Below are 25054 nucleotides of genomic sequence, written 5' to 3'. Positions count from 1 at the left end.
GTGCCTCCGTTCACGGGCGATTCACTCCGGCTTCTCGATCGTGGACAGGTCCCCTTCGGGCAGTCCCGCTTCCCGGGCCCGCAGGACCCGGCGCATCACCTTGCCGCTCCGTGTCCTGGGGAGGTCCTGCTCGAACTCGATCTCCCGTGGGGCCACGGCCGGTCCCAGCCGCCGACGTGCGAACGCCAGGAGCTCGCGTTCGAGCGGCAGGCCGGGCGTGCACCCCGGCCGCAGCGACACGAATGCCTTGACGACCGAACCCGCCACCGGATCCGGCCGGCCGACGACCCCGGCCTCCGCGACGGCCGGGTGCTCCATGAGCGCGCTCTCCACTTCAAACGGCCCGATCAGATGTCCCGCCGACTTGATGACGTCGTCGGCACGGCCCACGAACCAGTACCAGCCGTCCTGGTCCCGTCTGGCGAGATCGCCCGTGAGGTACCAGCCGTCGGCGAAACAGGCCGCGTAGCGGGCGTCGTCATGCAGGTAGCCACGGAACATGGAAGGCCAGCCCGGACGCAGTGCGAGTTCCCCCACCCGGCCCGGTTCGCCGATCACGCGCACGTGTCCCGCGGTGACCTCGGCGCGCCCGTCCTTGCCGCGTTCGAGCAGACCGGCCTCTACACCGGGCAGGGGGCGTCCCATGGACCCCGGACGGATGTCGCCGGAGGCGAAGTTGGCGATCATGATCGCGCCGGTCTCCGTCTGCCACCAGTTGTCATGGATCGGCAGTCCGAGGACGTCCTGCCCCCACAGGACCGCTTCCGGGTTGAGCGGTTCGCCCACACTGGCGATGAAACGCAGGGCCGACAGGTCGTACGGCCCCGGGAGCCCCTTCGGCACGCTCCCGGGGGTGGCCCGCATCAGCATGCGGACCGCCGTCGGCGCCGTGTACCAGACCGAGACCCTCTGGCCGTCCAGGACGCGGTACCAGCGGTGCACGTCGAACTCGCCCTCGTCCACCACCACGGTGACCCCGTGCGTGAGCGGGGCGATGATCCCGTACGAGGTTCCGGTCACCCATCCGGGGTCCGCCGTGCACCAGTAGACGTCACCCGGGCCCAGATCGAGCGCGAACTTTGCCGTCGCGTGGTGGGCGACGACCGCCTCGTGCACGTGGACCGCTCCTTTGGGCGCCCCGGTGGTACCGCTCGTGAAGTGCAGCAGTGCCATGTCCTCCGGTGAGGTGGGCGGAACGGTGTACTCGGGCGAGGCCCGTCTCAGCGTCTCGTCGAACGACGCCGTTCCGGGTGGCGGATCCTCGACGGCGCCGACGAGCAGGACGTGTTCCAGGGACGGCAGGCGGTGCCGGTTGTCGGCCACTTTGCGCCGGTACAGCTCCTGCGTGGTGACGAGAACGCGCGCGTCGCCCAGCGCCAGCCGCTGCCGGACGGGCTCCGGTCCGAACGCCGAGAACAACGGGCACAGCACCCGCGCCCCGCGCAGCGTGCCCAGAACTGTCGTGTAGAGCTCCGGGCAGCGGCCCAGCAGCGTGAACACCCTCTCCTGACGGGCCACCCCCATGGACGTGAGCGCGTTGGCGAATCGCCCGGTGAGGCGGGCGAGCTCGCCGTAACTGATGCGAGTGATCCTGTCACCGATGGTGATGCATCGTAGTGCCTCGCGCCCGCCCAGCCCCGCCGCGATCTGGCGGTCCACGGCTTCGTAACCCATGTTCAGCCCACCGCCGGGGAGTCCGGCCAGCCGCGACCGGGCCTCTTCCCAGGTGAATTCGGCACGGGCCTGTTCATAGTCCCGAAGCGCGAAGGCGGACCCGGGGGTTGGCCGTTGGTGGATGACGCGGTGGTCCATGACCGGGTCCTCGTCCTCGGTCCGCGCTCCCGGAGAAGTGCGGGACGTGTCGTCGTGCCTGTTGCGGGCGGCAGCCGGCGGCCACTGGATGCGGCGGCCGGCCCGGGAGCGGTGGTGCCGGGGCACGCCGGGCGCCGAACCCACCGGGTGCACGGTCACACGGCCGACCACCGAGACCACCCGTTGATCTGCTCGCCGATGCACGTCGGAACCGCGACCTCCGGCGGCTTCCGACAACGCCACTACGACAAGGCGGTCGCCGGGACGGGCTCCACGGCGGTCACCGTCTCCTTGTGGTTCCTGTACTCAAACTGCCACGCATGGCGTGCCGCCGCACGAGAAGGAACACACAATGCCTGAGACCGGCCGCCCCGTCGCCGGGCCCTCCGCCCCGAGCAGTACCCGGCACCGAGGCACGCTCCCCACGAAGGAGAGGGAGACGGCGGAGGAGGACCGAGCACGATCAGGAGATGTGTGATGAACGATGAGGCACCGTCCGCCCCGCGGATCGTGGTGGGCATTGATGGCTCCGAACCGTCGAAGGCGGCCCTGCGGTGGGCGGTCGACCAGGCGAAACTGACCAGTGGGGTGGTCGACGCGGTCACTGCCTGGGACTTCCCGACGCCCTGGTACGGTCTGGCGCCGCCCACGGACAAGAAGCCGGAGGACTACGAGGTACAGGCGCGCGCATTCCTGGATCAGACGATCGACCAGGCCCTCGGCCCGGGTCCGGGACGGCCGGTCCCGCTCCACGCCCGCGCGGTGCACGGACACCCGGCCGCCGTCCTGCTCGACGCCGCCGCAGGAGCACGACTGCTGGTCGTGGGCAACCGCGGCCGCGGCGGATTCGCCGAGGCGCTGCTGGGCTCGGTGAGCCAGCACTGCGTGCAGCACGCCGCGTGCGCCGTCGTCGTCGTCCGCAGCCATGCCCATGAAACGTGAACAGCCCGTCCCCGGCCAGGAGGGGCACGGATGTCAGGGGCGGACGGCGTCCCGGGGACGGGCGTCGCTCAGTGGTCCACGCGTTCGGCCGGCGCCCCGTGTGCCGTGTCCCATCGCTGAACGGCTTCGGGGAGGTTCCCTGCCGAAGGCTGCACATGGCCGAAGGCCCATCGCCCGACACCTTGTCCGAATGCTCAGCCGTGGCCAGGTGCTGAAGCGCCGAACCTGCGCTGTGGCAGGCGCGCGGGCTGCCCGATTCGCGGGGCGATTCGAGACCACGCAGCATGGAAATCAACGCAAGGCTGTCGTTTCGCGGAGGTGAACAGGGGATGCACCGGGACACCGACCCCCGTCACGGGAGGCCGGCGTCTTTCACCGTCGGCGTGCCGACCGGAGCGGCAACGGTCTGCACGGCCACGTCGGCGACGTCTTCCGCCTGGTCAGCGCGTATCCGCCGAACCACATCGCCACCACACCAGTGGCCGCCCCGGACGGCCCGCGTCGGCACGTCTTCGGCAACCCGGGCATTGTGGCAGCCCGGCAGCCCCCGACGGCGGGAGCCCGTCCTCCGCGGCCTCACCGAGGCGCGGCAGGACCTTGTGCACCACGTGCACACTGCGGTCACGAACGGAGCCGACACCATGTGGTGGGACCGTCCCCCGCACCTCCGGGGCAGTCCCCCGCGCATGTGAACGGGTGCGGCACGTGGCCCCGCTCCGTGTCCGTGCGGGCGGGGCGCAGCGTGCCTTGACGGGCGAAAGGAAGGGAGTTCGGACGTGCATGAAACTCCGCACATCGTGAGCGATGTGATGACGCGACAGGTGGTCGCCGTCAGACGCGGCGCACCCTTCAAGGAGGTCGTCCGGACCCTGGGGCAGTGGAGGGTCAGTGCCCTTCCGGTGCTGGCAGGCGAAGGGCGCGTCATCGGTGTGGTCTCCGAGGCCGACCTGCTGCCCAAGGAGGAGTTCCGCGATCGCGCTCAGAGCCTGTACGAGCAGTACCAGCGCCTGGCCGACGTCGCCAAGGCGGGAGCGGTGACCGCGGAGGAGGTCATGAGCTCGCCCGCCGTCACGGTGCATCCGGACGTCACGCTGGCCCAGGCCGCCCGGATCATGGCGGTGAGGCACGTCAAGCGCCTTCCCGTGGTCGATGACGAAGGCATGCTGAAGGGCATCGTCAGCCGCGGGGATCTGCTGAAGGTCTTCTTGCGGCCGGACGAGGACATCGAGGAGGAGGTACGGCGCACGGTGGTGTCCTACCTGTTTCCCGCCCTGAGCCACACCATCCACGTGGACGTGCACGAGGGAGTCGTCACCCTCCGCGGACAGGTCCAGGACACCTCACTCGTCTCGGTTGCCGTGCGCCTCGCCGGCGCCGTGGAAGGCGTGGTGGACGTGGAACCTTGCCTCACCGGCGAGTCCGGCCCCCTGGCCACGCCCGAGAGCACCGAGAGCACACAGTGACGCGCGTGGCCAGGCGACATTGCGGCCCCGGCGATGCGGGTCAGGGCTGATCGGCCTGCACGTGCAGGGCCCGGTCGCCCCTGCGGAATCCGCGGCAGGAGCGATCCTGGAAGCAGGAGACCCGTCCGAACTCGTGGACCCCAAAGGTGAGGGCGATGCGGCGCATACGGATCCGGGTACGGCCGAAGGAGCCCCGGCGGCCTCTCCCGCCGGACCTGCGCACCCCCTCCGGCCGCCCGATGTCCTACTGACCCCGCCAGTTCCGTGCGCACAGCGGAGGACAGCATGCCAACCACGCCACGCGTCGTGCCGTTCGAAGAGATCCGCCGCGAAGACGTCCCCCGCGTCGGCGGGAAGAACGCCTCACTGGGGGAGATGACCGCGCATCTGACGTCCGCCGGAGTGCGGGTGCCGCCCGGGTTCGCGACGACCGCGGACGCGTACCGGGAGCTGCTGACCGGACACGGTCTGCGGGAACGCGTCGAGGAACAGATCGCACGTCTGCGTGAAGGGGCGGCGCTGGACGAGGTGGGTGCGGCCGTCCGCTCGATGATCATGGCGGAGCCGCTGCCGAGCGGGTTGTGCACCGAGGTCGTCGCCGCCTACGAGCGGCTCGCGCACGAGCAGGGGCGTGGGGACCCCGATGTCGCCGTGCGCAGCAGCGCCACCGCCGAGGACCTTCCCGAGGCGAGTTTCGCCGGTCAGCAGGAGACCTACCTGAACGTACGCGGAGCGGCCCGGCTGCTGGAGTGCTGCCGCCGGTGCTACGCCTCCCTCTTCACCGACCGGGCGATCGACTACCGGGAACGCATGGGCTTCGACCACCTCGCGGTCGCGCTCTCCATCGGTGTTCAGGTCATGGTCCGCTCGGACCTCGCGGGGGCCGGCGTGATCTTCACCCTCGACCCGGAGAGCGGCTTTCCCGGGGTCGTCGTGGTCAGCGCGGCATGGGGGCTGGGAGAGACGGTCGTCAGCGGCCGGACCGACCCCGACGAGTACACGGTCTTCAAATCGAGTCTGGAGGATCCGGCACTCGACCCCGTGATCGACGTCCGGATCGGGGCGAAGCGGCAGAAGGCCGTCTACGGCGAACACGAACTCACCAGGACCGTCGACACCACCGCGGCCGAACGCGCCCGCAGGGTCCTCTCGGACGCCGAGGTCCGACTGCTCGCCGCATGGGCGGTGGCCGTCGAGGAGCACTACGGGTACCCCATGGACCTGGAATGGGCCAAGGACGGCGCGACCGGGGAACTGTCGCTGGTCCAGGCACGTCCCGAGACCGTGCAGTCCCGGCGCCGTGCGACGACGCTCCGCCGCTGCCGCCTCACCGCCGCTCCCGGGCCGAGCCTCGTCGAGGGCATCGCGGTCGGCGAGGCCATCGGCGCGGGTCCGGCCGTCGTCCTCGACTCGCCCGTGGAACTCGACCGGTTCCCGACCGGTGGAGTGCTCGTCACCGGCATCACCGACCCGGACTGGGAACCGCTCATGAAACGGGCCGCCGCGGTCGTCACCGACCACGGCGGCCGGACCTCGCACGCCGCCATCGTCAGCCGCGAACTGGGCGTGCCCGCCGTCGTCGGCACGGGACGGGCCACCGAGGTCCTGCACGACGGAGCGGACGCGACGGTGTCGTGCGCCGAGGGCGCCCGCGGCCGCGTCTACGCGGGGCTGCTGCCGTACGAGGAACAGGAGACCGACCTCTCCGGGCTTCCCGCCACCCGGACGCGCGTGATGCTCAACCTGGCCGATCCGTCCGCCTCCTTCCGCTGGTGGCGCCTGCCCGCCGACGGTGTCGGGCTCGCTCGGCTGGAGTTCATCGTCGCCCATCAGGTCAAGATCCACCCGATGGCGCTGCTCCATCCCGAGCGGTTGGACCGGCACGACCGTCGTACCGTCGAGCGGCTCACCGAGGGGTACCCGGACCGCGGCCAGTACTTCGTCGACAGACTGGCCTCCGGCGTGGCACGCATCGCGGCGTCCCGCTGGCCCGAACCGGTGGTCGTGCGCACCAGTGACTTCAAGACCAACGAGTACGCGCGCCTGTTGGGCGGGCGGCCCTTCGAACCGGCCGAGGCGAATCCCATGATCGGCTGGCGCGGCGCGAGCCGGTACTACAGCGACGGCTACCGTGAGGGCTTCGCGCTGGAGTGCCGGGCACTGCGCCGGGTGCGGGACGAGATGGGGCTGACGAACGTGATCGTGATGATCCCCTTCTGCCGGACCACCCAAGAGGCCGACCGCGTTCTCGACGGCATGGCGGAAGGAGGACTGCGCCGGGGCGAGCACGGTCTGAAGGTGTACGTGATGGCGGAGATTCCCTCCAACATCATCCTTGCCGAGGACTTCGCCGAGCGGTTCGACGGCTTCTCGATCGGGAGCAACGATCTCACCCAGCTCACCCTGGGCGTCGACCGCGACTCCGAACTGCTCGCCCATGTCTTCGACGAGACCGATCCCGCGGTCGAGCGCAGCGTCCGCTCGCTCATCGGCCGGGCCCACTCCGCCGGGCGCCCGGTCGGTCTGTGCGGCCAACGCCCCAGCGACGACCCCTCGTTCACCGAGTTCCTGGTGCGGGCCGGAATCGACTCGATCTCGGTGGCGCCGGACAGCTTCGCCGCGGTGAAGCAGCACGTGTACGCCGCCGAATCGCGCACGAGCGTCGACGAGGGGATGACCGTCCCGCCGGGTCCCGCGCCCGTCGGCGGGACGGTTCCCGGACGCGGTGCGGCGGAGCGCCGGTGAGCGGCGCCGACGACGAACGGAGCGCCATCGGGAAGCTCGGCGGGAAGACCGGAAGGCCGGTATGCCGTCGCGCGTGTCGCCCAGGACGGGTCATGAGTGGGCGACGACGGCGACCGGGGCGGTGGAGTGATGGAGCACCGCGTGGGTCACCGGCCCGACGTGTCCGCCGATCCGCGCCCGGCGGATGCGGCGGCCGACGACCACGAGTTCGGCTCCGGCGCACGCCTCCAGGAGCTGCCGGGACGGGTGCCCGACCGCGGCACGCGCGTCGAGGACGACGGAGGGGTATCTGTCCCGCCAGGGACTCAGCAGGTGCTCCAGGTCGGTTTCCGTGCTGCGGGCGATCAGCGCGTTGGCCTCAGCGCTGTACGCGGCTCCGGTCCCCGCCAACGGGGGCAGCATCCAACTGTGCAGCGCGGTCAGCGTGCGGTGCCGGCGTGACGCCTCCTCGAAGGCGAAGGCGAGCAGGGCGTCGCACGGGCGGCCGAGGTCGACGCCCACGACAACGCCGCGTCCGGCGTCGCCGCTCCCGGCGCCCGGGGGCACGTCCTCCGGCGCACGCACCAGGACCACCGGCTGCCGCACCGCGTGGACGACCGCCAGTCCGACGGAACCGAGGACGAACCCCGAGACGGTCCCCCAGGCCCCGGGAGCCGAGGACCAGCATGCTCGCGTTCGCCGCGACGCCCGCCAGTGCGTCCGTCGGCCGTCCGTCCAGAGCCTCGGAGCTGATGCGCAGGCGCGGGTGTTCCCCGAGCAGTTCTTCGGAGACCCCGTGAAACAGATCCCGCACCCACGCACGGCGCAGATCGGAGCCGGCGGTGGGTACGCCGGGGGCCGGGAGCCGCTCCTCGACATGGACCAGATGCAGATCGGTGTCGCGCAGAAGTGCTTCCCGGGCGGCCCAATGGGACGCCGCCACGCTCTCCGCGGAGCCGTCGAGGCCGACGACGACGTGTTGGTTCATGATGGCCTTCCTGTGGTCTCGGCCGACGGCGGTTCCCCGGTGACCGATCCCCCACGGGCGGGATGCGCGACTTCGTGCCGCGACCGCGAACGTCCTCCTCGTCGAGTACCGGAAGCCCGTCGACCCCACGCTGCGCGAGCGACTTCGCGACTTCCCCGGACGCGGCCACGGGAACGACGGGGACGGCGTCGCGGAGGCTCCGGTCAGGCGTCTTCCGGAGTCCGCTCGATCTCCAGGTCCAGGAAGTGGGCCGAGCACGAGATGCAGGGGTCGTGGTTGCGGACGGCGCGTTCGCACAGCCGGACGAGTTCGGCCTCGGACTCCTCTCCGCGGTCGAGCGCGGCCTGGACCGTCCGGCGCAGGTCTTCCTCGATCGCGCCCTGGTTCTGAGCGGTCGGCGGGACGATGCGGGCGTCGGTGACGCGGCCCTCGTCGTCGAGTGCGTAGCGGTGGTAGAGGAGTCCCCGGGGCGCCTCCGTGGCACCGTGGCCGACCCCGCCGCGGGCAGGGACGGGCACGTACGGGCGGGCCGGGTGTTCGTACTCCGCGATGATCCGGAGAGCCTCCTCCACGGCATAGAACACCTCCACGGCGCGGACCAGGATGCTCCGGAAGGGATTCCTGCAGACGGCGCCCCGCCCGGCGCCCTCGGCGGCCTGGCCCAGCGGAGGGTCGTCCAGTCCGGCCGCGGCCGCCGCTTCCAGCGCGGCCGGGGACAGCAGGTGCCCGCTCACGGCGTAACGGGCGAGGGCGCCGGTGAGGTGCCTGCGGCCGTCCAGACGGGAGTGGAGAGCGGTGGAATGGGGCACCTGCGCCTCTGTGACGTGGTCGGAGAAGGCCCGCAGCGGGAAGCTCCACGCAGGGCGTGTCGCGTCGTACGGGACGACGGTGGGCACGCCGGACTCGATGGCGTAGGTGTCCGGCTCGGCCAGCGCGAGCAGGTCGGCCTCGCACTCGGCCTCCGGGAAGTCGAACCCCGACACCCAGCACACGGTGTCCCAGGCGTCGTCGAGGGCCACGCGCAGGCGCTCCGCCAGGGGGCGGAGCTCGGCGCGGGCGGGGGTGCGGTGGAAGCCGCCCAGCCGCACGCTGACGGGGTGGACGGCGCGTCCCCCGAGCAGCTCGACGACGGCGTTGCCGGTCTGCTTCAGCCGCAGCCCGCGCCGGACGTGGGCCGGGTGGGACCGGGACAGGCCGACCACGTCGTCGCGGCCCAGGAAGTCGGGGGCGTGCAACAGGTAGATGTGCAGCGTCTGGCTCTCGATCCACTCCCCGCAGTACAGCAGGCGTCTCAGGGCGGCGAGCCGGCCGTCGACGCCCACCCCGCACGCGTCCTCGACGGCCTGGCAGGCGCTCAGCTGGTAGGCGACCGGGCAGATCCCGCAGATGCGGGAGGTGAGATCGGGAGGCTCGGTGTGGGCCCGGCCCCGGAGAAGGGCCTCGAAGAACCGCGGGGCTTCGTAGATGCCGAGCCGCGCCTCGGTGACGGTTCCGTCGTGGATCCGCAGGCGCAGCGCGGTCTCGCCCTCGACGCGCGTGAGCGCGGGAACGCGCAGGACCCGGGAGCGGTCCGGTGGCCGGCTCATCCGGGTCCCTCCTCCTCCACGGCGGTGAAGGCGGTCACGTTGAAGGTGTGCAGGTACCTGGCGACGTCAGCGTCGTCCATGCCGTCGCGGTGCAGCAGCGGGACGAGCGCGGGGAGGTTCGTGGTGTCGGCCGGTCCGAAACAGCCGTAGCAACCGCGTCCGTAGGTCGGGCACAGGGCTCCGCAGCCCGCGTGGGTGGCGGGCCCGAGGCAGGGCACCCCCTGGGCGACGGTGACGCAGACATTGCCGCGCCGCTTGCAGGAGAAGCAGACGGAATGGTTCGGAATGCCCGGTTTCCGGCCGGCGAGGAAGGCCGTGATGACCTCCAGGAGCTGGCCGCGGTCGATGGGGCAGCCCTGCAGCTCGAAGTCGACGGGCACGTGCGCGGCGATGGGCGTGGAGGTCGCGAGGCTCTCGATGTAGTCGGGACGGGCGTAGACGGTCGCCAGATACTCCTCGATCCCGGCGTAGTTGCGCAGCGCCTGCACGCCCCCGGCCGTGGCGCAGGCGCCGATGGTGACCAGGTGCCGGGACTCGGCCCGGACGCGCCGCACGCGTTCCAGATGTTCGGGGGTGCTGACCGATCCCTCGACGAGGGACAGATCGTACGGGCCGGAGGCGACCGCGCTGGACGCCTCCGTGAAGTGGGCGATCTCCCACTCGTCCGCGAGGCCGAGCAGCTCGTCCTCGCAGTCGAGGAGGGTGAGCTGGCAGCCGTCGCACGAGGCGAACTTGAACACGCCGAGCCGGGGGCGGGACGGCGACCGGGGCGTGGTGGTGGAAGTGCTCATCTCACAGTTCCCTCACGGTGAGCAGGGGTTCGGCCCGGTCGTAGCCGACGACCGGGCCGTCGCGGCAGAGCAGCAGGGGCCCGAGCTGGCAGTGGCCGCAGTGGCCGGTGCCGCAGCGCATGGTGCGTTCGAGGGAGACCTGCACGTGTTCGGGGCGCACGCCGCGGTGGATCAGCGCGCGGGCGGTGGCGCGGATCATGACCTCGGGACCGCAGACGAAGGCGATGGTCCTCCCCGGCCGGAACCGGGCCTCGCTCAGCAGTGTCGTGACGACTCCGACCCGGCCGCCCCAGTCGTCGGAGGGCAGGTCGACGGTGGTGGCGCCGAACGGCCTGCCCCAGTCGGGGAACTCGTCCCGGTACAGGAGGTCGCCGGGCGTCCGGGCGCCGGCGAGGACGTTCAGCCGTCCGTACCGGTGCGGCTGGGCCAGCACGGCGTCGACCAGGGGCCGCAGCGGTGCCAGGCCGATGCCGCCGCCGATGGCGAGCAGGTCGCGGCCGCGGGCGGCCGCGATGTCCCAGGGCGTGCCGAAGGGGCCGCGCACTCCGACGAACGCGCCGGTCGTGAGCCGGCACAGTGCGCGTGAGACGGCTCCGACGGCGCGTACCGTGTGCGTGAGCCGGCGCCCGCCCGGAGCCCTGGACAAGGACACGGGAATCTCGCCGACGCCGAAGGCGTACAGCATCGCGAACTGCCCGGGCGAGAAGGGCTTCAGCGGCTCTCCGGCGGGCTCCAGCACGAGCGTGACCGTGTCGTGGGTCTCCTCCCGGCGGTCCACCACCCGGTGGGGGCGGGGAATCATGGACATGGCGTCGGTCCGCCCTCGCGCGGCCCGTACAGGTCGAGCAGCCGGGTGCGGGTGGCGCGGAGCCGGTCCCCGATGGTCTCGGCGACGAGGGTGACCAGGGCCAGACCCAGCACCGGACGTTCGGCGCACAGGGCGCGTACCGAAGAAGCGTCGAACTCCCAGGCCAGCACGGGGTCTCTGGCCTCGGCCCCGAGGTGCCACTGCCGGGGCGGGCACAGCCACGACCAGCCGAGCAGATCACCCGCGCCGATGGTCTCGACGACCGCGCGCCCGCGACCGGGCACCTGGACGTCGAGTGCGACCGTGCCGGAACGGATGATCCAGAAGCGGTCGGCCCTGCCGCCCTCCTCGAAGATCCGCGTGGCGCCGGGGAACGCGGCGTCGCGGGCGAGATCCAGCATCGGCCCGCGGTGCTCCGCGGGCAGCGCCGCGAGCATGCCCGAGCGAGGGAGACCGCCGACCTTCCGGCTCACGGCGCGGCCTCCTTCCGCGATGCCTCCAGGTGCAGGGCGTGGGCCTCCTCGGTGAGGTCGATGCCGGTGGGACACCAGACGATGCAACGACCACAACCGACACACCCGGAGCTGTCGAACTGGTCGTGCCAGGTACCCAGCTTGTGCGTGAGCCACTGGCGGTACCGGCTGCGCGGGGTGGCCCGCACCGGCCCGCCGTGCAGGAACGAGAAGTCCAGGTCGTAGCAGGAGTCCCAGCGGCGCCACCGCTCGGCGTGGTCGCCGGTGAGGTCGGTGACGTCCTCGGTGGTGGTGCAGAAGCAGGTGGGGCAGACCATGGTGCAGTTGCCGCAGCTCAGGCACCGGGCGGTGACGTCGTCCCAGCGTTCCGCTTCCAAGCTGTCCCGCATCAGCGAACGCAGATCCACCGAGGGCATGGACCGGCCCATGTGCTCGGCGGCCTCACGCACGGCCCCGGCCGCGGCCGTCCGCACGGACTCGTCGGCGCTCCGGCGGGGGAGCTCCGCGAGCACGGCGGCCCCCTCCTCGCTGCCGCTCCGGCAGAGGAAGCGGTGGCCGGAGGCGTCCACGAGCTCGGTGAGCGCGAGATCGAATCCGGCGTCCACGCCCGGTCCCGCTCCCATCGACACGCAGAAGCAGGTGGCTCCCGGATCGGTGCATTCGACCGCGATCAGGAAGGCGCCCGTCCGCCGGGACAGGTAGGCGGGGTCCCGGTGACGGCCGCCGACCATGACCCGGTCCAGGATGCGAATGGCCCGCAGATCGCACGGCCGAACGCCGAGGAACGCGTAGGAGACGCTGCTCGGCTCCTCCGCGCGCACCACCGGCCCGTTCACCGGATCGCGGTCCACGGTCCACTCCCGGACGCGTTCGGGGTGCAGATACGTCTTCCACGACTGCGGCCCCGCGCTGTGCGCGAATGCCGCCCCGTCCGGCCGGCGGCGGATCCGGTACCGCCCCGCCTCCAGTTCGACCCCCCAGCCGTGGGGCAGCTCGTCCGCGGAACCCAGTTCGTCCAGGACGATCGCCCCGTCGCGCACTGTCGGGCCGATCACGGTGCGGCCGCGCCGTTTCAGGGTGTGCACGAGCGCGTCGAGACCATCGCGGTCGAGCACCGCCTCCGCCCGGTCGCCGGAGTCCGCCCGGTCGCGTTCGTGATCGTTCATCCGTCTGTACCTCGTCTCCGTGCCACTCGCGTCTCCGTGCGTTCGCCGAAGGGACGGGACCCGCCACGGCCCGATCCCGTCACCGCACGGGGCGTGGCCATCAGTGGACAGAGTGTCAGGCGGTCGCGATCCGTGCCGGGACCCGGACGGCGTGTCCGGCCCGACCGGCCGTGCTCGCACGCCCGAACGGCCGCTGCGCTGCTCATTCGGCGCAGCGGCCGCCCGGGGCTCCGCCGTGCTCCTCGACGTCGGCCGTGATCCGCCCGGCCAGACGGGGCACCGCGCGCGCCACCGCCGGGGTCAGCCCGAGGCCCAGTGAGCGGTCCGCTCCCTCCACCGCGTACAGGACGAGACGTTCCGGAAGACTCCCGAGGCTCTCACCGAGACGCAGGGCTTCGGCGAGGCCGAGTCCGTGGGTGCTGTGCCGTCCGGCGGCACGCAGAACACCCGCCGGGTCGTCGCACCATCGGTGCGTCCGCCCGGGACGTGCCGAAGGGGGAAAACAGGCGTCGACGACGACCGCGAGTCCGGCATTCTCCCAGAGCGAGATCAACCGGCCCGGTTCGCCGTCGGACCGTGCGAGGACGGTGTCCGCGGGGAAGGGCCGGCTCGTGGTCCGTTCCCCCAGCAGCGCGACCACGGCCCACCCCACCCCGTCGTCGCGGCGGAACTCGTTCCCGATCCCGATGACCGCCGTACGGCTGAGTTGCTTCATCGACATGCTCCTTTCCCTCGGCGGCCCCCGCTTCGGCGGCCGCGTTCACCGGTCAGGACAGCCCTCGGGAACGACCGGTCGCCCGATCCCGGTGCGACGCGCACCATGGATAGTGACCTGAAAACCGTGCTCCGCGGAGGTGAACCGCGATGACGCTGCCTGCACGACACCGACCCGGCGGTCTGCTCGAAAGGTCGTTTCCCGGTCTGGGGTGGAACGAGCCGGTCGCCGCAGAATTCGACGAACTGTTCGAGCGGATGAGTCAGTTGCTGGGATCCGCCGCGCCCGCACCGGCCGCGCTCGCGTGGGCCCCGGCGGCGGACATACGGGACACCGATGACGCCTACGTCATCGAGGCGGAACTCCCGGGCATCAAGCGGGAAGACGTCGACATCGAGATCAGCGGCCAGGAACTGCGCATCGCCGGAGACATGGAGGAACGTGAACGGGAAGGGGTACTGCGGCGCAGCACCCGGCGGACCGGGCACTTCGAATACCATGCGCTTCTGCCGTCCGACGTCAGGCCGGACGACATCAGCGCCGGCCTCCGCGACGGCGTGCTGACCGTCACCGTGCCCAAGGCGCAGACCGTCAAGCCCCGGCACATCGAGATCACCGGCGCCTGACCAGGCGGACCGGCTCCCGACCCGCCGACACCCAGCGCCCGCCCCGCGCGGGCCGAGGGCGCACGGCCGTGCGGTGACGAGGTACCGACCGGGTGCCACGGGGCCGGGCATCCGCGGAGGCCGGGGGCCTTCGAACTCCGAGCCGGCCGCCGGTGCGGTGCTCGGTTCTCGTCGCGGGACCTCGTGCCGTCTCGTGTGCCGACGAGACAGGTCGTGTTCCGACGAGCCAGGGCCGTCTCATCGTTCAAGACGCCCGGAAGGAAACGTCAGATGCGTCATCGCACGGTTGCAGAGCTCATGACCCACGATGTCGTCCGGGCGCGGTTTGATCTGCCGTTCAAGGAGATCGCCGGGCTGCTGGCGGCGAACGATGTCACCGCGGTGCCCGTGGTGGACGAACAGGACCGGCCCATCGGCGTGGTGTCCGAGGCGGACTTGCTGCGCAAGTCCGCCGACCGGGCCGACCCGTCCGGCCTGGTCCCGGTCCCCCATCTGGAGGCGTGGGAGAGGGCCAAGGCGGAGGGGGCCAGGGCGGAGGAACTGATGTCGGCCCCCGCCGTCTGCGCGCGTCCGGAATGGACCGTGGTCGAGGCGGCACGCCTCATGGAGACCGACCATGTGAAACGCCTGCCCGTCGTGGACGAGACCGGCAAACTGCTGGGCATCGTCAGCCGCAGCGACCTTCTCCGGGTCTTCCTCCGTCGGGACGAGGCCATCCGGGAGGAGATCCACCGGAACGTACTGCAAGAGACGATGGGGCTCGCTCCGTCGGCGGTGACTGCCGAGGTAAGGCAGGGAGAGGTGTCCCTCCGCGGAAGCGTCGAGGTCAGGAGCCTGGTTCCGATCATCGAGCGCCTGTGCCAGAGTGTCGACGGCGTGGTGGCCGTGCACGAGCACATCGCCTGTCGGACCGACGGCGGCCGAAGGCCGCACGACGGCATGTGAGATGACCGTGGCACCACGCTGCCGCGAGAGCGGGCGCCCTCTCGACGACCTCCTTCAGCCGATTTCCCAGCGAGGCGGCCGGCGGTACCGGGTGCCGCCTGCGCCCGGAATTCCCGGGCCGGCGCTCCACCGCGGCAGCCGCTCGCGCGCGGTCCGCGGCTCCTCGTCGACGTCCCACGGCCTCGCCCGCACACCCCGCTCCCCCGGCTCAACAGCCCCGGTCCATGCCGACGGAAGGGCGTGGAACCGTTGATCACACGAGTGCGGATGCCGCACAGGCACCTGACGCCGCCCGCCAAGCCCGGGCCGCCGCGCGAGCCGCCCACGCCCCCGCCCCGGCAACCGCAGCCGCTCGGCGGACGGTGGCTCTTCTGGTGGGTCCTGATGACGCTCGTCCTCGTGCTGTTGCTCGCTCGCGCCCGCTCCGGACCGCACCCGGCATCGCTCTCCTACAGCGACTTCGTGGGCAAGGTCGGCACGAGCCAGGTGCAGACGGTCGACGTCAACGACAAGGGAGCGATCAGCGGCACCCTGAAAAACGGTACGAAGTTCACCACCCAGATCCCCACCGCGCTGAACACCGGCGCCCAGCTCCAGCAGCAGCTGACCTCACACCACGTGCAGATCAAAGCCAGCCGGAGCGGCGGCGGCTCGGCGTGGCTGTCCGTGCTCTTCGCGTTCCTGCCGTTTTTGCTGCTGATCGGCCTCTTCGTGTGGATGGGACGCCGGGCCGCGGGGACGGTGACCGGCGGGCTGAGCGCCATCGGACGCTCCCGCGCGAAAATCATCGAGGCGGAGCGGCCCACCACCGGCTTCGACGACATCGCCGGCTACGACGGGGTCAAGCAGGAGATCAGCGAGGTCGTCGACTTCCTGCGCCATCCCGCCCGGTACACCGCGGCAGGCGCCAAGGGCCCCCGCGGTGTGATCATGGTGGGGCCGCCCGGCACGGGCAAGACGCTCTTCGCACGGGCCGTGGCCGGCGAGGCCGACGTGCCGTTCCTCTCGGTGACGGGCTCCGCGTTCGTGGAGATGTTCGTCGGGGTCGGTGCCTCCCGGGTGCGCGATCTGTTCGGCGAGGCCCGCAAACGTGCGCCGTCGATCATCTTCATCGACGAGATCGACGCGCTCGGATCGCGGCGCGGCGGTGGGACACGGCTGGGCGGCAACGACGAGCGCGAACAGACCCTGAACCAGCTTCTTTCCGAGATGGACGGCTTCGACCAGTCCAGCGGCATCGTGGTCCTCGCGGCCACCAACCGGCCCGACGCCCTCGATCCGGCCCTGCTGCGCCCCGGACGGTTCGACCGGCAGGTGTCCGTGCCGCTGCCCAACAAGGTGGAGCGGGCCGCGATCCTCGCCGTGCACACCCGCGACAAGACCCTGGCACCGGACGTCGACCTGGACGTCGTCGCCCGTGCCACACCCGGATTCTCCGGGGCCGATCTCGCCAACCTGGTGAACGAAGGCGCGATCAACGCGGTACGGGACGACCGCACCCGGATCGAGCCGCATGACCTGGACGCCGCCCGCGATCGTGTGCTGCTCGGACGCCGGGAGTCCTCCAACGCGCTGCTGCCCGAGGAACGCCGCTCGGTGGCCGTCCACGAATCGGGGCACGCCCTGGTCGCGGCGTTGTGCGAACACGCCGACCCGGTGGCGAAGGTCACCATTCTGCCGGCCGGCGTCACCCTCGGCGTCACCGAACAACTCCCCGAAGCGGAACGCCGCTTGTACAGCGAGAGCTACCTGAACGACCTTCTGGCGGTGCGCCTCGGCGGGCGCGCGGCCGAGCTCGTGGTCTTCGGCGAGGGATCGACGGGAGCCGCCAACGACCTTGCCGGAGCCACCCAGATCGCCACCCGCATGGTCTGCGAGTTCGGCCTCTCCCCCGAACTCGGACCGATCGGCTACGCCTCGTCCCGCCAGCATTTCCTCGGCGAGACCACCGAGGAGCCCGGCAGGCCGGGGTACTCGGAGCAGACCCAGCGCATCGTCGACGAGGAGGTCGCCCGGCTGCTGCGGCAGGCCGAGGAGCGCGCGCTCACGCTGCTGCGCGGCCACCGGCCCGCCCTGGAACGCCTGGCCGGAGAACTGGTCGCCCACGAGACCGTCGACGGCTCCGTCGTCCTCGACGTCCTGCGCCGGTGACGCGTCGAGCCTCCGGCGGGAGCGGGCGAGGTGACGCCGGGCCGGTTGGGCGAAGTGCGAGAGAGGAGCACGGCGATGAAGGTCTCCGAACTGATGAGCTCGCCGGCGGTGACCGCCACTCCGGCCACGTCTCTGCGGGAGGTGGGCCGGTTGATGGACGAGTACGCCGTCGGCGCCGTGGTGATGACGGAGAGCGGACACCCGGCCGGGATCGTCACCGACCGCGACCTCGCCCTGCGCGTCCTGGTCGGCGGCCTGAACCCCGAGTCTCCTGTGAGTGGTGCGATGTCGAGCCCGGTGATCACGGTCGATGTGAACGACGGGGCGCAGGCGGCGTACCGGACCTTCCGCCGGCGCGGCGTGCGCCGCCTGCCCGTCCTCGACGAACAGCAGGTCATCGGGGTCCTGACCGTTGACGACATGCTCATGGACGTCTTCCGTCGGATGGCCGACCTGCTCGGCGGCCCCATCGCCTGGAGCGTCCTGGAAGAGCTTCCCGGCCCGCCGGGACAAGGGGCCGGCCCCGGCATCACGTAGACGCGCTCGTACCGAGTGTCTCCTTCCGAGGCGGAGCACGGAGCGGGCTCCCCGCAAGTGACCGGCACGGCCGTGCGGGACGACGGCGACGGGGGGCGTGCGTGGCACGTCGGCCGCAGCGGCATCGGGAGGAGACGATCGAGAGGAGACGGTGTTGATCATGCGAGCCCACCTCGGCGACCGACTCGTGGTCGAAAGCCCGGCGACCGGTGCGGTCAGGCGCGACGGCGAGATCGTCGGACTCCACCATGAGGACGGAACGCCTCCCTACGACGTGCGCTGGTCGGAGACGGGCGAGGTGACGCTCGTGTTCCCCGGGCCCGACGCGCACGTCCGCCACCTCGCGCATGAGCCCGGCGGGCGCCGGGCGCCTTCCCGGCCCGGCAGGGTCGAGGCCGGTGCCCTGCCCGCCGAGACCCCGCCCGACGGCACCGCCGGTCCTGGTGACATCGGCCGACGCGTGGCCGCCGAACGCACACGGCAAGGACTCTCCCGCGAGGAAACCGCCGACCGGGCCGGCATGGCATGCGAATACCTCGCCTACCTCGAAGAAAGGCCTGCCGATCCGAGCCTGGCGACGCTCAGCAGGCTGGCCGACGCCCTGGGCACGACCGTCGCATCGCTGCGCGGGGTCGGCATCGAGGCACCGCCCGGCCAGGGACAGGCGCTCCTCCACCCCCGACTGCGGGCTCTCAGCCCCGACGAATGCCGCGTCCGCCTCTCCACTCACGGCGTGGGGCGCGTCACGGTGTCCACCCCGGACGGCCCGGCGATCATCCCGGTGAATTACGAGGTCGTCGACGACGCCGTCGCCTTCCGTACCGCTCCCGGGTCGGTGACCGCCGCAGCCGTGGGAACGGACGTCGCCTTCGAAGTCGACCACATCGACGAGGCCATGAGCCAGGGCTGGAGCGTGCTCGTCGTCGGCCCGGCCCGCGTCGTCTCGGAGCCCGGCGCCGTGCGACGGCTGGCCGATCGGGCCCACACCGAGCCGTGGGCCGGGGGCGAGCGTGGGATGTGGATATGCGTCCAGCCCACGCGCCTCACCGGCCGCCGCATCGGGCCGGCCGAGCCGTGAGCGACCGCGGTGCTCCCCTCACCTGTGGTGCAAGCTGTTCGCCTGTTGCGCAAGCCGGCCGTCCCCTGCCGGCGGTCTCCTCACATGAAGGACCCCGTCGCTCCGTCCCGCGACGCCGTCTCACGGCTGGACTTCTCCGGTGAGGAGAACGAGTTCCCGGGACGCGCCCCGGGGGCACTCGCCGCCGATCGCTCTTCCGACCGGCCGATCACGAGCAGCCGCAGCCTGCAGCGCCTTCAAGGTGCGGCGGGCAACGCGGCGGTGGCGCGCCTCCGGACGACGAGGAGGCACGGGGCAGGGCCGCCCCCGGCCCGGACACGGCACTGGCGGAGGGCGGTCCGGCGGTCGGCGGCCTCACGCAGAAGAGGCACGGATCCGCGCCGGCGGGGCCCGGTCAGGGGCGCAGGATCAACCGGATCGGGTCGCCGGTCTTGTTCTCCAGTCGCTCCACCGCCTCGGCGGCCTTCGCCAGCGGGAGTTCACCGCTGATCGACCCGGAGAAGTCCAGCCGGCCGCCCTGGAGCAGGGACAGCAGTTGCGGCAACGCGACCGGCATCTCGGAGCCGTAGTGGCCGAGGATCTGCTGCTGGAGGTAGCTGAAGCGGGTGCCGTCGGCGACGGTCAGCGGCTTGTCGGTCAGGCCCACGAGAACCAGTCGGCCCTTGGGCGCGAGCACCGACAGGGCCTGCTCCCGGACGGCCGGCACACCGGCGAAGTCGAAGGCGGCGGCGAGACCGCCGCCACGGGTCGCCTCGCCGATCCGCTCGCGCAGCGCCGGGTCGGCGGGGTCGAGCGCCAGGTCCGCGCCCCGGGCGAGGGCGCGCTCACGGGCGGTGGGATTGGGGTCGACGGCGATGACGGGGCACGCGCCGACGGCCCGCAGCAGTTGGACGGCGTGGACTCCGAGTCCGCCGACGCCCCAGACGCCAACGGCCTCGGCGGGCTTCACGGCGCCCGTGACGGTGATCGCGCCCCACGGCGTGGAGACCGCGTCCGGGATGATCGCCCCCTGGTCGAAGGGGACGACCGCGGGCAGTTCCGTGAGGGCGTCCTCGGCGGAGAGCGCGTACTCGGCCCAGCCCCCGTCGTAGTCCACGCCACGGGTGTAGGTGACGCCGTCGCGGACCTCGCCCGCGTACAGCACGACCCGCTGCCCCGGGATCCAGCGGGTGACCCCCGGCCCGGCCTCCTCGACGGTGCCGGACACCTCGTGCCCCAGGGTGACCGTGTCGCCGCGCAGCAACAGCGGCGTGAGGGTGCCGTCGATCAGATGGACGTCCGACAGGCAGACGCCCGCGGCCTCCACCTTCACCAGGACCTGGCCGGGGCCGGGTACGGGCTTCGCCACCTCCTCGATCCGCAGAGTGCGGCTGGGTATGTGCAGCCGGGCGGCGAGCATCTGCTCCATGACATGGCCTCCTTGACACGTCGGCGACCCGGGCCTGCGGGCCCCCTAACGCAAGTCGCCTTGCAATGAAACGTACGCCCGCCCTCCGGGTAAAGCAAGTGGCCCTGCGTTAGGATGGATCATGGCCTCGTCCGACCAGAACGCACCGCCCCTGCGCCGCCGAGGGGCCCGCATGCGCTCCGCCGTCCTCGCCGCCACCGTGGATGTCCTGACGGAACACGGGCTGGCCGGTACCACCGTCGGCGCCGTCGCCCGCGCCGCCGGCGTCCACGAAACCTCCGTCTACCGGCGATGGGGAACCCGCGAGAACCTGATCCTGGAAGCGCTGACCGAACAGCTCGACGCGGCGATGCCCGTGCCGGACACCGGACACGTCCAGGACGACCTCGCCGTCTACTTCGGCGCGCTGGCGCGACTGCTGGCGACGGCGCAGGGCGAGGCGCTGCTCCGGCTGAGCGCCGAACGCGACGACACCCTGCCGGACCGCCGCCTCCCCTACTGGACCGAGCGCCTCGAACGCGGCGCCGTCATGGTCCGCCGGGGCGTCGAGCGCGGCGAACTCGCACCGGACACAGACCCCGGTCTCGTCATCGAGGCCATCAGCGGCGCCCTGTTCACCCGTGCCCTCATCAGCGGCGCTCCGCTCGACGAGAACCTCGCCGCGCGACTCGTCGCCCTCACTCTCACCGGCGCGCTCCCACGATCTCCGGCCGGCCCCTGACCTTACGGAGTGGTATGCGCCGGTCCCGGACCTGTCGCCGGTCCATGCGATCGGCCCGAAGTTCGACGTGTCTCCGGACATTCGGAGGTGTCCCGCGTCGTTGACCACTTGCCCGGCACGGTCTCGCCGGTGAGGATCGATGGGTGCCCACATCTGCGCCGGACGGGCGCGCGGGAATTGACGCCGCCCTGGTGAAGCGGTTGATCGCCGATCAGTTCCCCCGGTGGGGCCATCTGCCCGTGGTCCCGGTGGCTGTGGACGGCTGGGACAACCGCACCTACCGCCTCGGTGACGACATGGCGGTCCGCCTGCCCACCGCGGCCGGCTACGCCCCTGCCGTCGGCAAGGAATGCGACTGGCTGCCTCGACTGGCCCCCGCGCTGCCGGTGCCCGTCCCCACCGTCCTGGCCAAGGGCGCCCCTGGCGCGGAATACCCCTACCCCTGGTCCGTACGCGGCTGGCTGCCCGGCGAGACGGCTTCTCCCGAACGCGTCGACGACATGACCCGGTTCGCCACCGGTGTCGCCGGGTTCATCCTCGCCCTTCAGCGCTGCGACTCCAGGGGTGGCCCTCCCGCCGGGGCGCACAGTGGGTATCGCGGCGCGTCACCCGCCCACTACGACGACGAGACGCGCCGCTGCCTCGCCGCCCTGAGCGGCCGGATCGACACCGTGAGGGCCACCGAGACCTGGCAAGCGGCGCTCGATGCCGAGTGGCGTGGCACGCCGGTGTGGTTCCACGGCGACGTCGGCGGCAACAACCTGCTCGTCACCGACGGCAGGCTGTCGGCCGTCATCGACTTCGGCACCTCGGGCATCGGCGACCCCGCCTGCGATCTCGTGATCGCCTGGACGATGCTCCGCGACGAGAGCCGCGAGGCATTCCGGCACGCAGTCGGCCAGGACGACGGCACCTGGGCCAGGGCCAGGGGCTGGGCGCTGTGGAAGTCCCTGCTCACGTTGACCCAGTGCTCCGGCCCCGAGGACGAGCGGGTCGCCGTCCATCTCGATGTGATCGACGCGGTGCTGGCCGACCACGAACGCCTCGCATAGCCCGGACCGCCGCCGGGGCGTCAGTCGGCCGCCGCCGGTATCCGGGCGATCTTCGTGCCGCCCTTCGGCAATCGAAGTTGCCGCCAGGACCAACGGACGCCGCCGGGCCTCGCGGCCCCGCCCCGTCCCGGCGCCTCGCACACATGGACCACGGCCGAACACGCCCTGCCCGCAGTCCCCGCCACGGCCGACGGCCGCCCCGGTGCACGCCGATCCGGCACCGGCGCCGGGCGAGCGCGCCGCGCCTCCCGCCCTCGCCCCTCGCCTCACGCCGCAGTCAGACGCCCAGCCCCTCCAGCACGATCGCGCCCGGCAGTTCGGCGAACACCTTGCCCGGCACCAGCAGTTTGCCGCGCCGCCGACCGCTGCCGACCAGGACGTAGGGCAGGTCGACGACAGCCGCGTCCACCAGCAGGGGCCAGCCGGCGGGCAGTCCGATGGGGGTCACACCGCCGTACTCCATCCCGGTCTCGCCCGTCGCCGTCTCCATCGGGGCGAACGAGGCCTTGCGGGCGCCCAGGTGGCGGCGGACCACGCCGTTGACGTCGACGCGGGTGGTGGGCAGGACCAGGCACGCGGCGAGCGTGGTCTCGCCACCCCGCTTGCCCGCGACCACCACGCAGTTCGCCGACCGCTCGGTCAGATCGCTGCCGTAGTGCTCCAGAAAGACGGCGGTGTCGGCCCAGCGCGGGTCGGTGTCGACGTAGAGGACGCGGTCGGCGGGGATGCCGGTCTGCCAGTTCCGTACGGCGTCGGCCACCGGGGCGGTCAGTTCGTCCAGACAGTCCGGGGCCGGGGTCGCGGTCTCGAAGTCTCCGATGGGTGCGCGCATGGCGACACGCTGACAAGCGGCCGGGACCGGGCGCGGAACCGTCTCACCGCACGGGCCACACGGGGACGGCTGTCGGCTGTCGGCTGAGCAGACCGGCCATGCCCGCCCCGGGCCGGCGCAGTGGCTGCTGCGAACCGCCCGCCATCACGCCGACGTCCACCGTGGCGACACGCGCGCCTACGTCCTTGAGGTACCTCCGCAGCTCAGGCGGCCGGCTCGCGCTTCGCCTCCGGCAGGTGGGCGACGGCGGCAGGTGCGCCGTGGAACATCGAGGCCATATGCCGTTCCTGCACCCGCGCTCCGCGCGCCTCCAGGCGCTCCCGGCTTCCGGGCAGCGCACCGAGAATCCGGTACCGGAGGGTGTTGCTCGCCAGCGCGAGCAACAGGCCCCAGGGGAATCGGCGGCGCAGCCCCAGATCGCGCATGCCCTCCTTGCCCATGAAGGCGGTGAGCATGCTGGCCTGGCGCGCCCGCTCGTAGCGCTGGTGAAGCCGCTCTACGGTGGGACTGCGGTGCCCGAAGCCGCGCTGGGCCTGGGCGTTCAGGGTCAGCCGGGCCAGGTCCCGGCCGGCCTGGGTCTGGCCGCCGGCGGCCAGCAGGACGTGGTGGTTCAGGTGGTGCCGTACGTCCTCGATGTCGGTCAGCCACTCCGGTGCGACGCCCATCAGCCACCCGGCATACCGCCACAGGTGCATGAAGTCGTCGCGTTGCGCGCGGGTCAGACGCACCCCGAGCCCGAGACAGCCGATGATCACCGTCGCGTCGAAGAGTCCGAGTGTGGCCGCCTGATCGGCCTGGTTGATCGGGTGGCCCCAGCGCTCGGTGTCCCAGCGCGGCTCGAAACGGGCGTTCACCAGGGCGTGCATGGCGCGCACATGGACCGTCAGGCGCCAGCCCTCGGCGCCGGGGCGCAGCCCCCCTGCCCGGGTGACGGCATGCGTCCACTTCACCGTCTCACCGAGGCGCCGCAAGGTCTCCCCGCCGGCCAGCCCGCCGGTGAGCACCAGCAGGTCGGCCGGGCCCCCGAAGCGGTAGCCGCCGATGAGAGAGAGCAGCGTGAGCACGTCGGTGGTGTTGCCCCCCAGGTAGCGGTACGTCGCCGCTCCTCGCTCGACCCGGTTCCAGTCCACCCAGTCGGGTACGGTCGTCGCCTCGTCGAGGAGCGCACGCAGCGCGGGCGGCAGATCCGGGGAGACGTCGGGGGACGCACGCAGTGCCTCGCCGATCTGCGCGTGCGCGACCCGGCCGGGATCCCCGGCCGGCAGCCGCATCGCCGCGGCGAGGGCGGCGCCCAGCTCGTCGCGCTGGAGGAGGGCGGCCCCCACCCTCTCCATGAGGGCCTCGTCGACGTCCTCGCTGATGTCGGTGAAGCGGAAGATCCCGCGGGAGATCTCGCGGCCGCGTTCCTCGGCCTCCCGGAATCGCCTCGGAAAGCGAACGGCGCTGTGGGCCTCGCTGCTCTGCGTCATACCAATCGTTGTAACGCGAATAATCAGTCGCATACAATTCGCGTTATGCGGAAGGAGCCCCGGCAGGAGCGGTCGCGGCAGATGGTGGAACGGATCGTCGAGGCGGGGCGGGCCGTCCTGATCCGCGACGGCTACGCACGCTTCGCCACCACCCGGGTCGCCGACCAGGCCGGCATCAGCCCGGGTTCCCTCTACCAGTATTTTCGCGACAAGGACGAGCTGCTCGCCGTCATCATGGAGCGGTACTGGACGGAAATGGGCGACCGGGTGGCGGCTTCGCTGGCCGACCGGCTCTCCGACCCGCCGGGGCGGCTGGTCCCCAATGTGGTCGAGGCGCTGCTGTCGGCGCTGGAGCAGGACTCGCAACTGCTTCGCATTGCGGTCGAGGAGGTCCCGCCGAGCTATCGCGAGGGACGTCTTCATGACCTTCGGCGCAGGATCCAGGACCTGAGCTCCGCGTACCTCGCGGGGCGCTCGTCGGAAGCGCGGCGGGGGGCCGCCCGCGCGTGGGTGCTCGTGTCCGCGATGGAGGCGCTCAGCGTGCGCTGGGTCCTCGACCGGCCTCCTATCCGACGCGAGGAGCTGGTGGAGGAGCTGACCACACTGGCGACCAACTACCTGGCCGGTGCGAAGGCGATCTGACGGGACGGTCCTCGGACCGCGGGCTCCCGGCCCGGGGCGCGGCGCGACGCGCGTCAACCATGCGCCGCCGAAAACCCCTCAGCCCACCCGTTCGCGGGACGGCATTGTCCGAATTCGGGCCGCTA

Annotated in this window: 23 protein-coding genes and 1 pseudogene; 11 read left to right on the top strand and 13 right to left on the bottom strand. The window is 72.0% G+C overall.

The window, feature by feature from the left end:
• Positions 1-21: 21 nt before the first annotated feature.
• A complete protein-coding gene (gene acsA / locus WA762_RS29325; RefSeq protein WP_335939620.1) occupies positions 22-1812 on the bottom strand; it encodes an acetate--CoA ligase in 1791 nt (596 codons plus the stop codon).
• Between the two features lie 477 nt (positions 1813-2289).
• Here acsA and WA762_RS29320 point away from each other — a divergent pair, with 477 nt between their 5' ends.
• Positions 2290-2754 (top strand): universal stress protein, encoded by a 465-nt coding sequence (locus tag WA762_RS29320; RefSeq protein WP_335939618.1) that lies wholly within the window; start codon positions 2290-2292, stop codon positions 2752-2754.
• 776 nt (positions 2755-3530) lie between these two features.
• Positions 3531-4217, top strand: coding sequence for a CBS domain-containing protein (locus tag WA762_RS29315; RefSeq protein ID WP_335939616.1), 687 nt, complete (start codon positions 3531-3533; stop codon positions 4215-4217).
• Between the two features lie 40 nt (positions 4218-4257).
• Here the strand turns inward: WA762_RS29315 and WA762_RS29310 are convergent, their stop codons facing one another.
• Complete coding sequence (locus tag WA762_RS29310; RefSeq protein ID WP_335939614.1) at positions 4258-4383, bottom strand: hypothetical protein; 126 nt, start codon at positions 4381-4383, stop codon at positions 4258-4260.
• A gap of 119 nt (positions 4384-4502) precedes the next feature.
• Here WA762_RS29310 and ppsA point away from each other — a divergent pair, with 119 nt between their 5' ends.
• Positions 4503-6962: a phosphoenolpyruvate synthase gene (gene ppsA, locus WA762_RS29305; protein ID WP_335939612.1), complete on the top strand. Its 2460-nt coding sequence runs from the start codon at positions 4503-4505 to the stop codon at positions 6960-6962.
• 90 nt (positions 6963-7052) lie between these two features.
• On the opposite strand, the gene WA762_RS29300 is transcribed toward ppsA, so the two are convergent.
• The 8 genes and pseudogenes from WA762_RS29300 to WA762_RS29265 form a co-directional block, all read right to left on the bottom strand.
• Positions 7053-7547 (bottom strand): universal stress protein, encoded by a 495-nt coding sequence (locus tag WA762_RS29300; protein WP_335939610.1) that lies wholly within the window; start codon positions 7545-7547, stop codon positions 7053-7055.
• Positions 7548-7656: 109 nt separating this feature from the next.
• Positions 7657-7929: pseudogene (locus WA762_RS29295) on the bottom strand (universal stress protein); the annotation flags it as partial.
• A 203-nt stretch (positions 7930-8132) separates the two neighbouring features.
• Positions 8133-9515 (bottom strand): Ni/Fe hydrogenase subunit alpha, encoded by a 1383-nt coding sequence (locus WA762_RS29290; RefSeq protein WP_335939608.1) that lies wholly within the window; start codon positions 9513-9515, stop codon positions 8133-8135.
• On the bottom strand, positions 9512-10306 hold the full coding sequence (locus WA762_RS29285) for an NADH-quinone oxidoreductase subunit B family protein (RefSeq protein ID WP_335939607.1): 795 nt from the start codon (positions 10304-10306) through the stop codon (positions 9512-9514). The genes WA762_RS29290 and WA762_RS29285 overlap by 4 nt, the downstream gene beginning before the upstream one ends.
• A gap of 1 nt (position 10307) precedes the next feature.
• Positions 10308-11114, bottom strand: coding sequence for an FAD/NAD(P)-binding protein (locus WA762_RS29280; RefSeq protein WP_335939605.1), 807 nt, complete (start codon positions 11112-11114; stop codon positions 10308-10310).
• Positions 11105-11551, bottom strand: coding sequence for a cyclic nucleotide-binding domain-containing protein (locus WA762_RS29275; protein ID WP_335939677.1), 447 nt, complete (start codon positions 11549-11551; stop codon positions 11105-11107). Before WA762_RS29275 ends, WA762_RS29280 begins: the two co-directional genes overlap by 10 nt.
• Before the next feature lie 32 nt (positions 11552-11583).
• The gene (locus tag WA762_RS29270) at positions 11584-12753 is read right to left on the bottom strand and encodes a 4Fe-4S dicluster domain-containing protein (protein ID WP_335939603.1); all 1170 of its coding nucleotides are present in this window, start codon (positions 12751-12753) and stop codon (positions 11584-11586) included.
• A 202-nt stretch (positions 12754-12955) separates the two neighbouring features.
• Positions 12956-13468 (bottom strand): hydrogenase maturation protease, encoded by a 513-nt coding sequence (locus WA762_RS29265; protein WP_335939601.1) that lies wholly within the window; start codon positions 13466-13468, stop codon positions 12956-12958.
• 149 nt (positions 13469-13617) lie between these two features.
• Here WA762_RS29265 and WA762_RS29260 point away from each other — a divergent pair, with 149 nt between their 5' ends.
• The 5 genes from WA762_RS29260 (at position 13618) to WA762_RS29240 (ending at position 18805) form a co-directional block, all read left to right on the top strand.
• The gene (locus tag WA762_RS29260) at positions 13618-14094 is read left to right on the top strand and encodes an Hsp20/alpha crystallin family protein (RefSeq protein WP_335939599.1); all 477 of its coding nucleotides are present in this window, start codon (positions 13618-13620) and stop codon (positions 14092-14094) included.
• Between the two features lie 270 nt (positions 14095-14364).
• A complete protein-coding gene (locus tag WA762_RS29255; RefSeq protein WP_335939597.1) occupies positions 14365-15039 on the top strand; it encodes a CBS domain-containing protein in 675 nt (224 codons plus the stop codon).
• A 267-nt stretch (positions 15040-15306) separates the two neighbouring features.
• A complete protein-coding gene (gene ftsH, locus WA762_RS29250; RefSeq protein WP_335939595.1) occupies positions 15307-17190 on the top strand; it encodes an ATP-dependent zinc metalloprotease FtsH in 1884 nt (627 codons plus the stop codon).
• Positions 17191-17265: 75 nt separating this feature from the next.
• On the top strand, positions 17266-17727 hold the full coding sequence (locus WA762_RS29245; protein WP_335939593.1) for a CBS domain-containing protein: 462 nt from the start codon (positions 17266-17268) through the stop codon (positions 17725-17727).
• A 160-nt stretch (positions 17728-17887) separates the two neighbouring features.
• Positions 17888-18805, top strand: coding sequence for a DUF1918 domain-containing protein (locus WA762_RS29240; RefSeq protein ID WP_335939592.1), 918 nt, complete (start codon positions 17888-17890; stop codon positions 18803-18805).
• A 394-nt stretch (positions 18806-19199) separates the two neighbouring features.
• Here the strand turns inward: WA762_RS29240 and WA762_RS29235 are convergent, their stop codons facing one another.
• Positions 19200-20213, bottom strand: a complete 1014-nt coding sequence (locus WA762_RS29235) for a zinc-binding dehydrogenase (protein WP_335939591.1) — start codon at positions 20211-20213, stop codon at positions 19200-19202.
• A gap of 121 nt (positions 20214-20334) precedes the next feature.
• Here WA762_RS29235 and WA762_RS29230 point away from each other — a divergent pair, with 121 nt between their 5' ends.
• Positions 20335-20934 (top strand): TetR/AcrR family transcriptional regulator, encoded by a 600-nt coding sequence (locus tag WA762_RS29230; RefSeq protein ID WP_335939589.1) that lies wholly within the window; start codon positions 20335-20337, stop codon positions 20932-20934.
• Positions 20935-21077: 143 nt separating this feature from the next.
• Positions 21078-21986 (top strand): aminoglycoside phosphotransferase family protein, encoded by a 909-nt coding sequence (locus WA762_RS29225; protein ID WP_335939587.1) that lies wholly within the window; start codon positions 21078-21080, stop codon positions 21984-21986.
• 277 nt (positions 21987-22263) lie between these two features.
• Here the strand turns inward: WA762_RS29225 and WA762_RS29220 are convergent, their stop codons facing one another.
• Together WA762_RS29220 and WA762_RS29215 are read right to left on the bottom strand one after the other, a co-directional pair.
• A complete protein-coding gene (locus WA762_RS29220; protein WP_335939585.1) occupies positions 22264-22818 on the bottom strand; it encodes a YbaK/EbsC family protein in 555 nt (184 codons plus the stop codon).
• A gap of 203 nt (positions 22819-23021) precedes the next feature.
• On the bottom strand, positions 23022-24287 hold the full coding sequence (locus WA762_RS29215; protein ID WP_335939584.1) for an oxygenase MpaB family protein: 1266 nt from the start codon (positions 24285-24287) through the stop codon (positions 23022-23024).
• A gap of 45 nt (positions 24288-24332) precedes the next feature.
• On the opposite strand from WA762_RS29215, the gene WA762_RS29210 reads away from it, so the two are divergent.
• A complete protein-coding gene (locus tag WA762_RS29210; RefSeq protein WP_335939583.1) occupies positions 24333-24929 on the top strand; it encodes a TetR/AcrR family transcriptional regulator in 597 nt (198 codons plus the stop codon).
• Positions 24930-25054 lie beyond the last annotated feature (125 nt).

It is taken from the genome of Streptomyces tyrfis (assembly GCF_037034285.1).
Taxonomy (GTDB): domain Bacteria; phylum Actinomycetota; class Actinomycetes; order Streptomycetales; family Streptomycetaceae; genus Streptomyces.
Note: the sequence above shows the minus strand (reverse complement) of the source record. Positions and strands in the feature narration are given on the sequence as shown.

What these genes read in the sequence shown, in the direction of transcription:
- WA762_RS29255 (WP_335939597.1), top strand. Translation starts at nt 14,365, where the DNA reads ATGCGTCATCGCACGGTTGCAGAGCTCATGACCCACGATGTCGTCCGG.
- WA762_RS29310 (WP_335939614.1), bottom strand. Translation starts at nt 4,383, where the DNA reads ATGCGCCGCATCGCCCTCACCTTTGGGGTCCACGAGTTCGGACGGGTC.
- WA762_RS29275 (WP_335939677.1), bottom strand. Translation starts at nt 11,551, where the DNA reads ATGCTCGCGGCGCTGCCCGCGGAGCACCGCGGGCCGATGCTGGATCTC.
- WA762_RS29240 (WP_335939592.1), top strand. Translation starts at nt 17,888, where the DNA reads ATGCGAGCCCACCTCGGCGACCGACTCGTGGTCGAAAGCCCGGCGACC.
- WA762_RS29280 (WP_335939605.1), bottom strand. Translation starts at nt 11,114, where the DNA reads ATGTCCATGATTCCCCGCCCCCACCGGGTGGTGGACCGCCGGGAGGAG.
- WA762_RS29245 (WP_335939593.1), top strand. Translation starts at nt 17,266, where the DNA reads ATGAAGGTCTCCGAACTGATGAGCTCGCCGGCGGTGACCGCCACTCCG.
- WA762_RS29265 (WP_335939601.1), bottom strand. Translation starts at nt 13,468, where the DNA reads ATGAAGCAACTCAGCCGTACGGCGGTCATCGGGATCGGGAACGAGTTC.
- WA762_RS29285 (WP_335939607.1), bottom strand. Translation starts at nt 10,306, where the DNA reads ATGAGCACTTCCACCACCACGCCCCGGTCGCCGTCCCGCCCCCGGCTC.
- ftsH (WP_335939595.1), top strand. Translation starts at nt 15,307, where the DNA reads ATGCCGCACAGGCACCTGACGCCGCCCGCCAAGCCCGGGCCGCCGCGC.
- WA762_RS29290 (WP_335939608.1), bottom strand. Translation starts at nt 9,515, where the DNA reads ATGAGCCGGCCACCGGACCGCTCCCGGGTCCTGCGCGTTCCCGCGCTC.
- WA762_RS29230 (WP_335939589.1), top strand. Translation starts at nt 20,335, where the DNA reads ATGGCCTCGTCCGACCAGAACGCACCGCCCCTGCGCCGCCGAGGGGCC.
- WA762_RS29210 (WP_335939583.1), top strand. Translation starts at nt 24,333, where the DNA reads ATGCGGAAGGAGCCCCGGCAGGAGCGGTCGCGGCAGATGGTGGAACGG.
- WA762_RS29220 (WP_335939585.1), bottom strand. Translation starts at nt 22,818, where the DNA reads ATGCGCGCACCCATCGGAGACTTCGAGACCGCGACCCCGGCCCCGGAC.
- WA762_RS29260 (WP_335939599.1), top strand. Translation starts at nt 13,618, where the DNA reads ATGACGCTGCCTGCACGACACCGACCCGGCGGTCTGCTCGAAAGGTCG.
- WA762_RS29320 (WP_335939618.1), top strand. Translation starts at nt 2,290, where the DNA reads ATGAACGATGAGGCACCGTCCGCCCCGCGGATCGTGGTGGGCATTGAT.
- WA762_RS29270 (WP_335939603.1), bottom strand. Translation starts at nt 12,753, where the DNA reads ATGAACGATCACGAACGCGACCGGGCGGACTCCGGCGACCGGGCGGAG.
- WA762_RS29215 (WP_335939584.1), bottom strand. Translation starts at nt 24,287, where the DNA reads ATGACGCAGAGCAGCGAGGCCCACAGCGCCGTTCGCTTTCCGAGGCGA.
- WA762_RS29235 (WP_335939591.1), bottom strand. Translation starts at nt 20,213, where the DNA reads ATGGAGCAGATGCTCGCCGCCCGGCTGCACATACCCAGCCGCACTCTG.
- ppsA (WP_335939612.1), top strand. Translation starts at nt 4,503, where the DNA reads ATGCCAACCACGCCACGCGTCGTGCCGTTCGAAGAGATCCGCCGCGAA.
- acsA (WP_335939620.1), bottom strand. Translation starts at nt 1,812, where the DNA reads ATGGACCACCGCGTCATCCACCAACGGCCAACCCCCGGGTCCGCCTTC.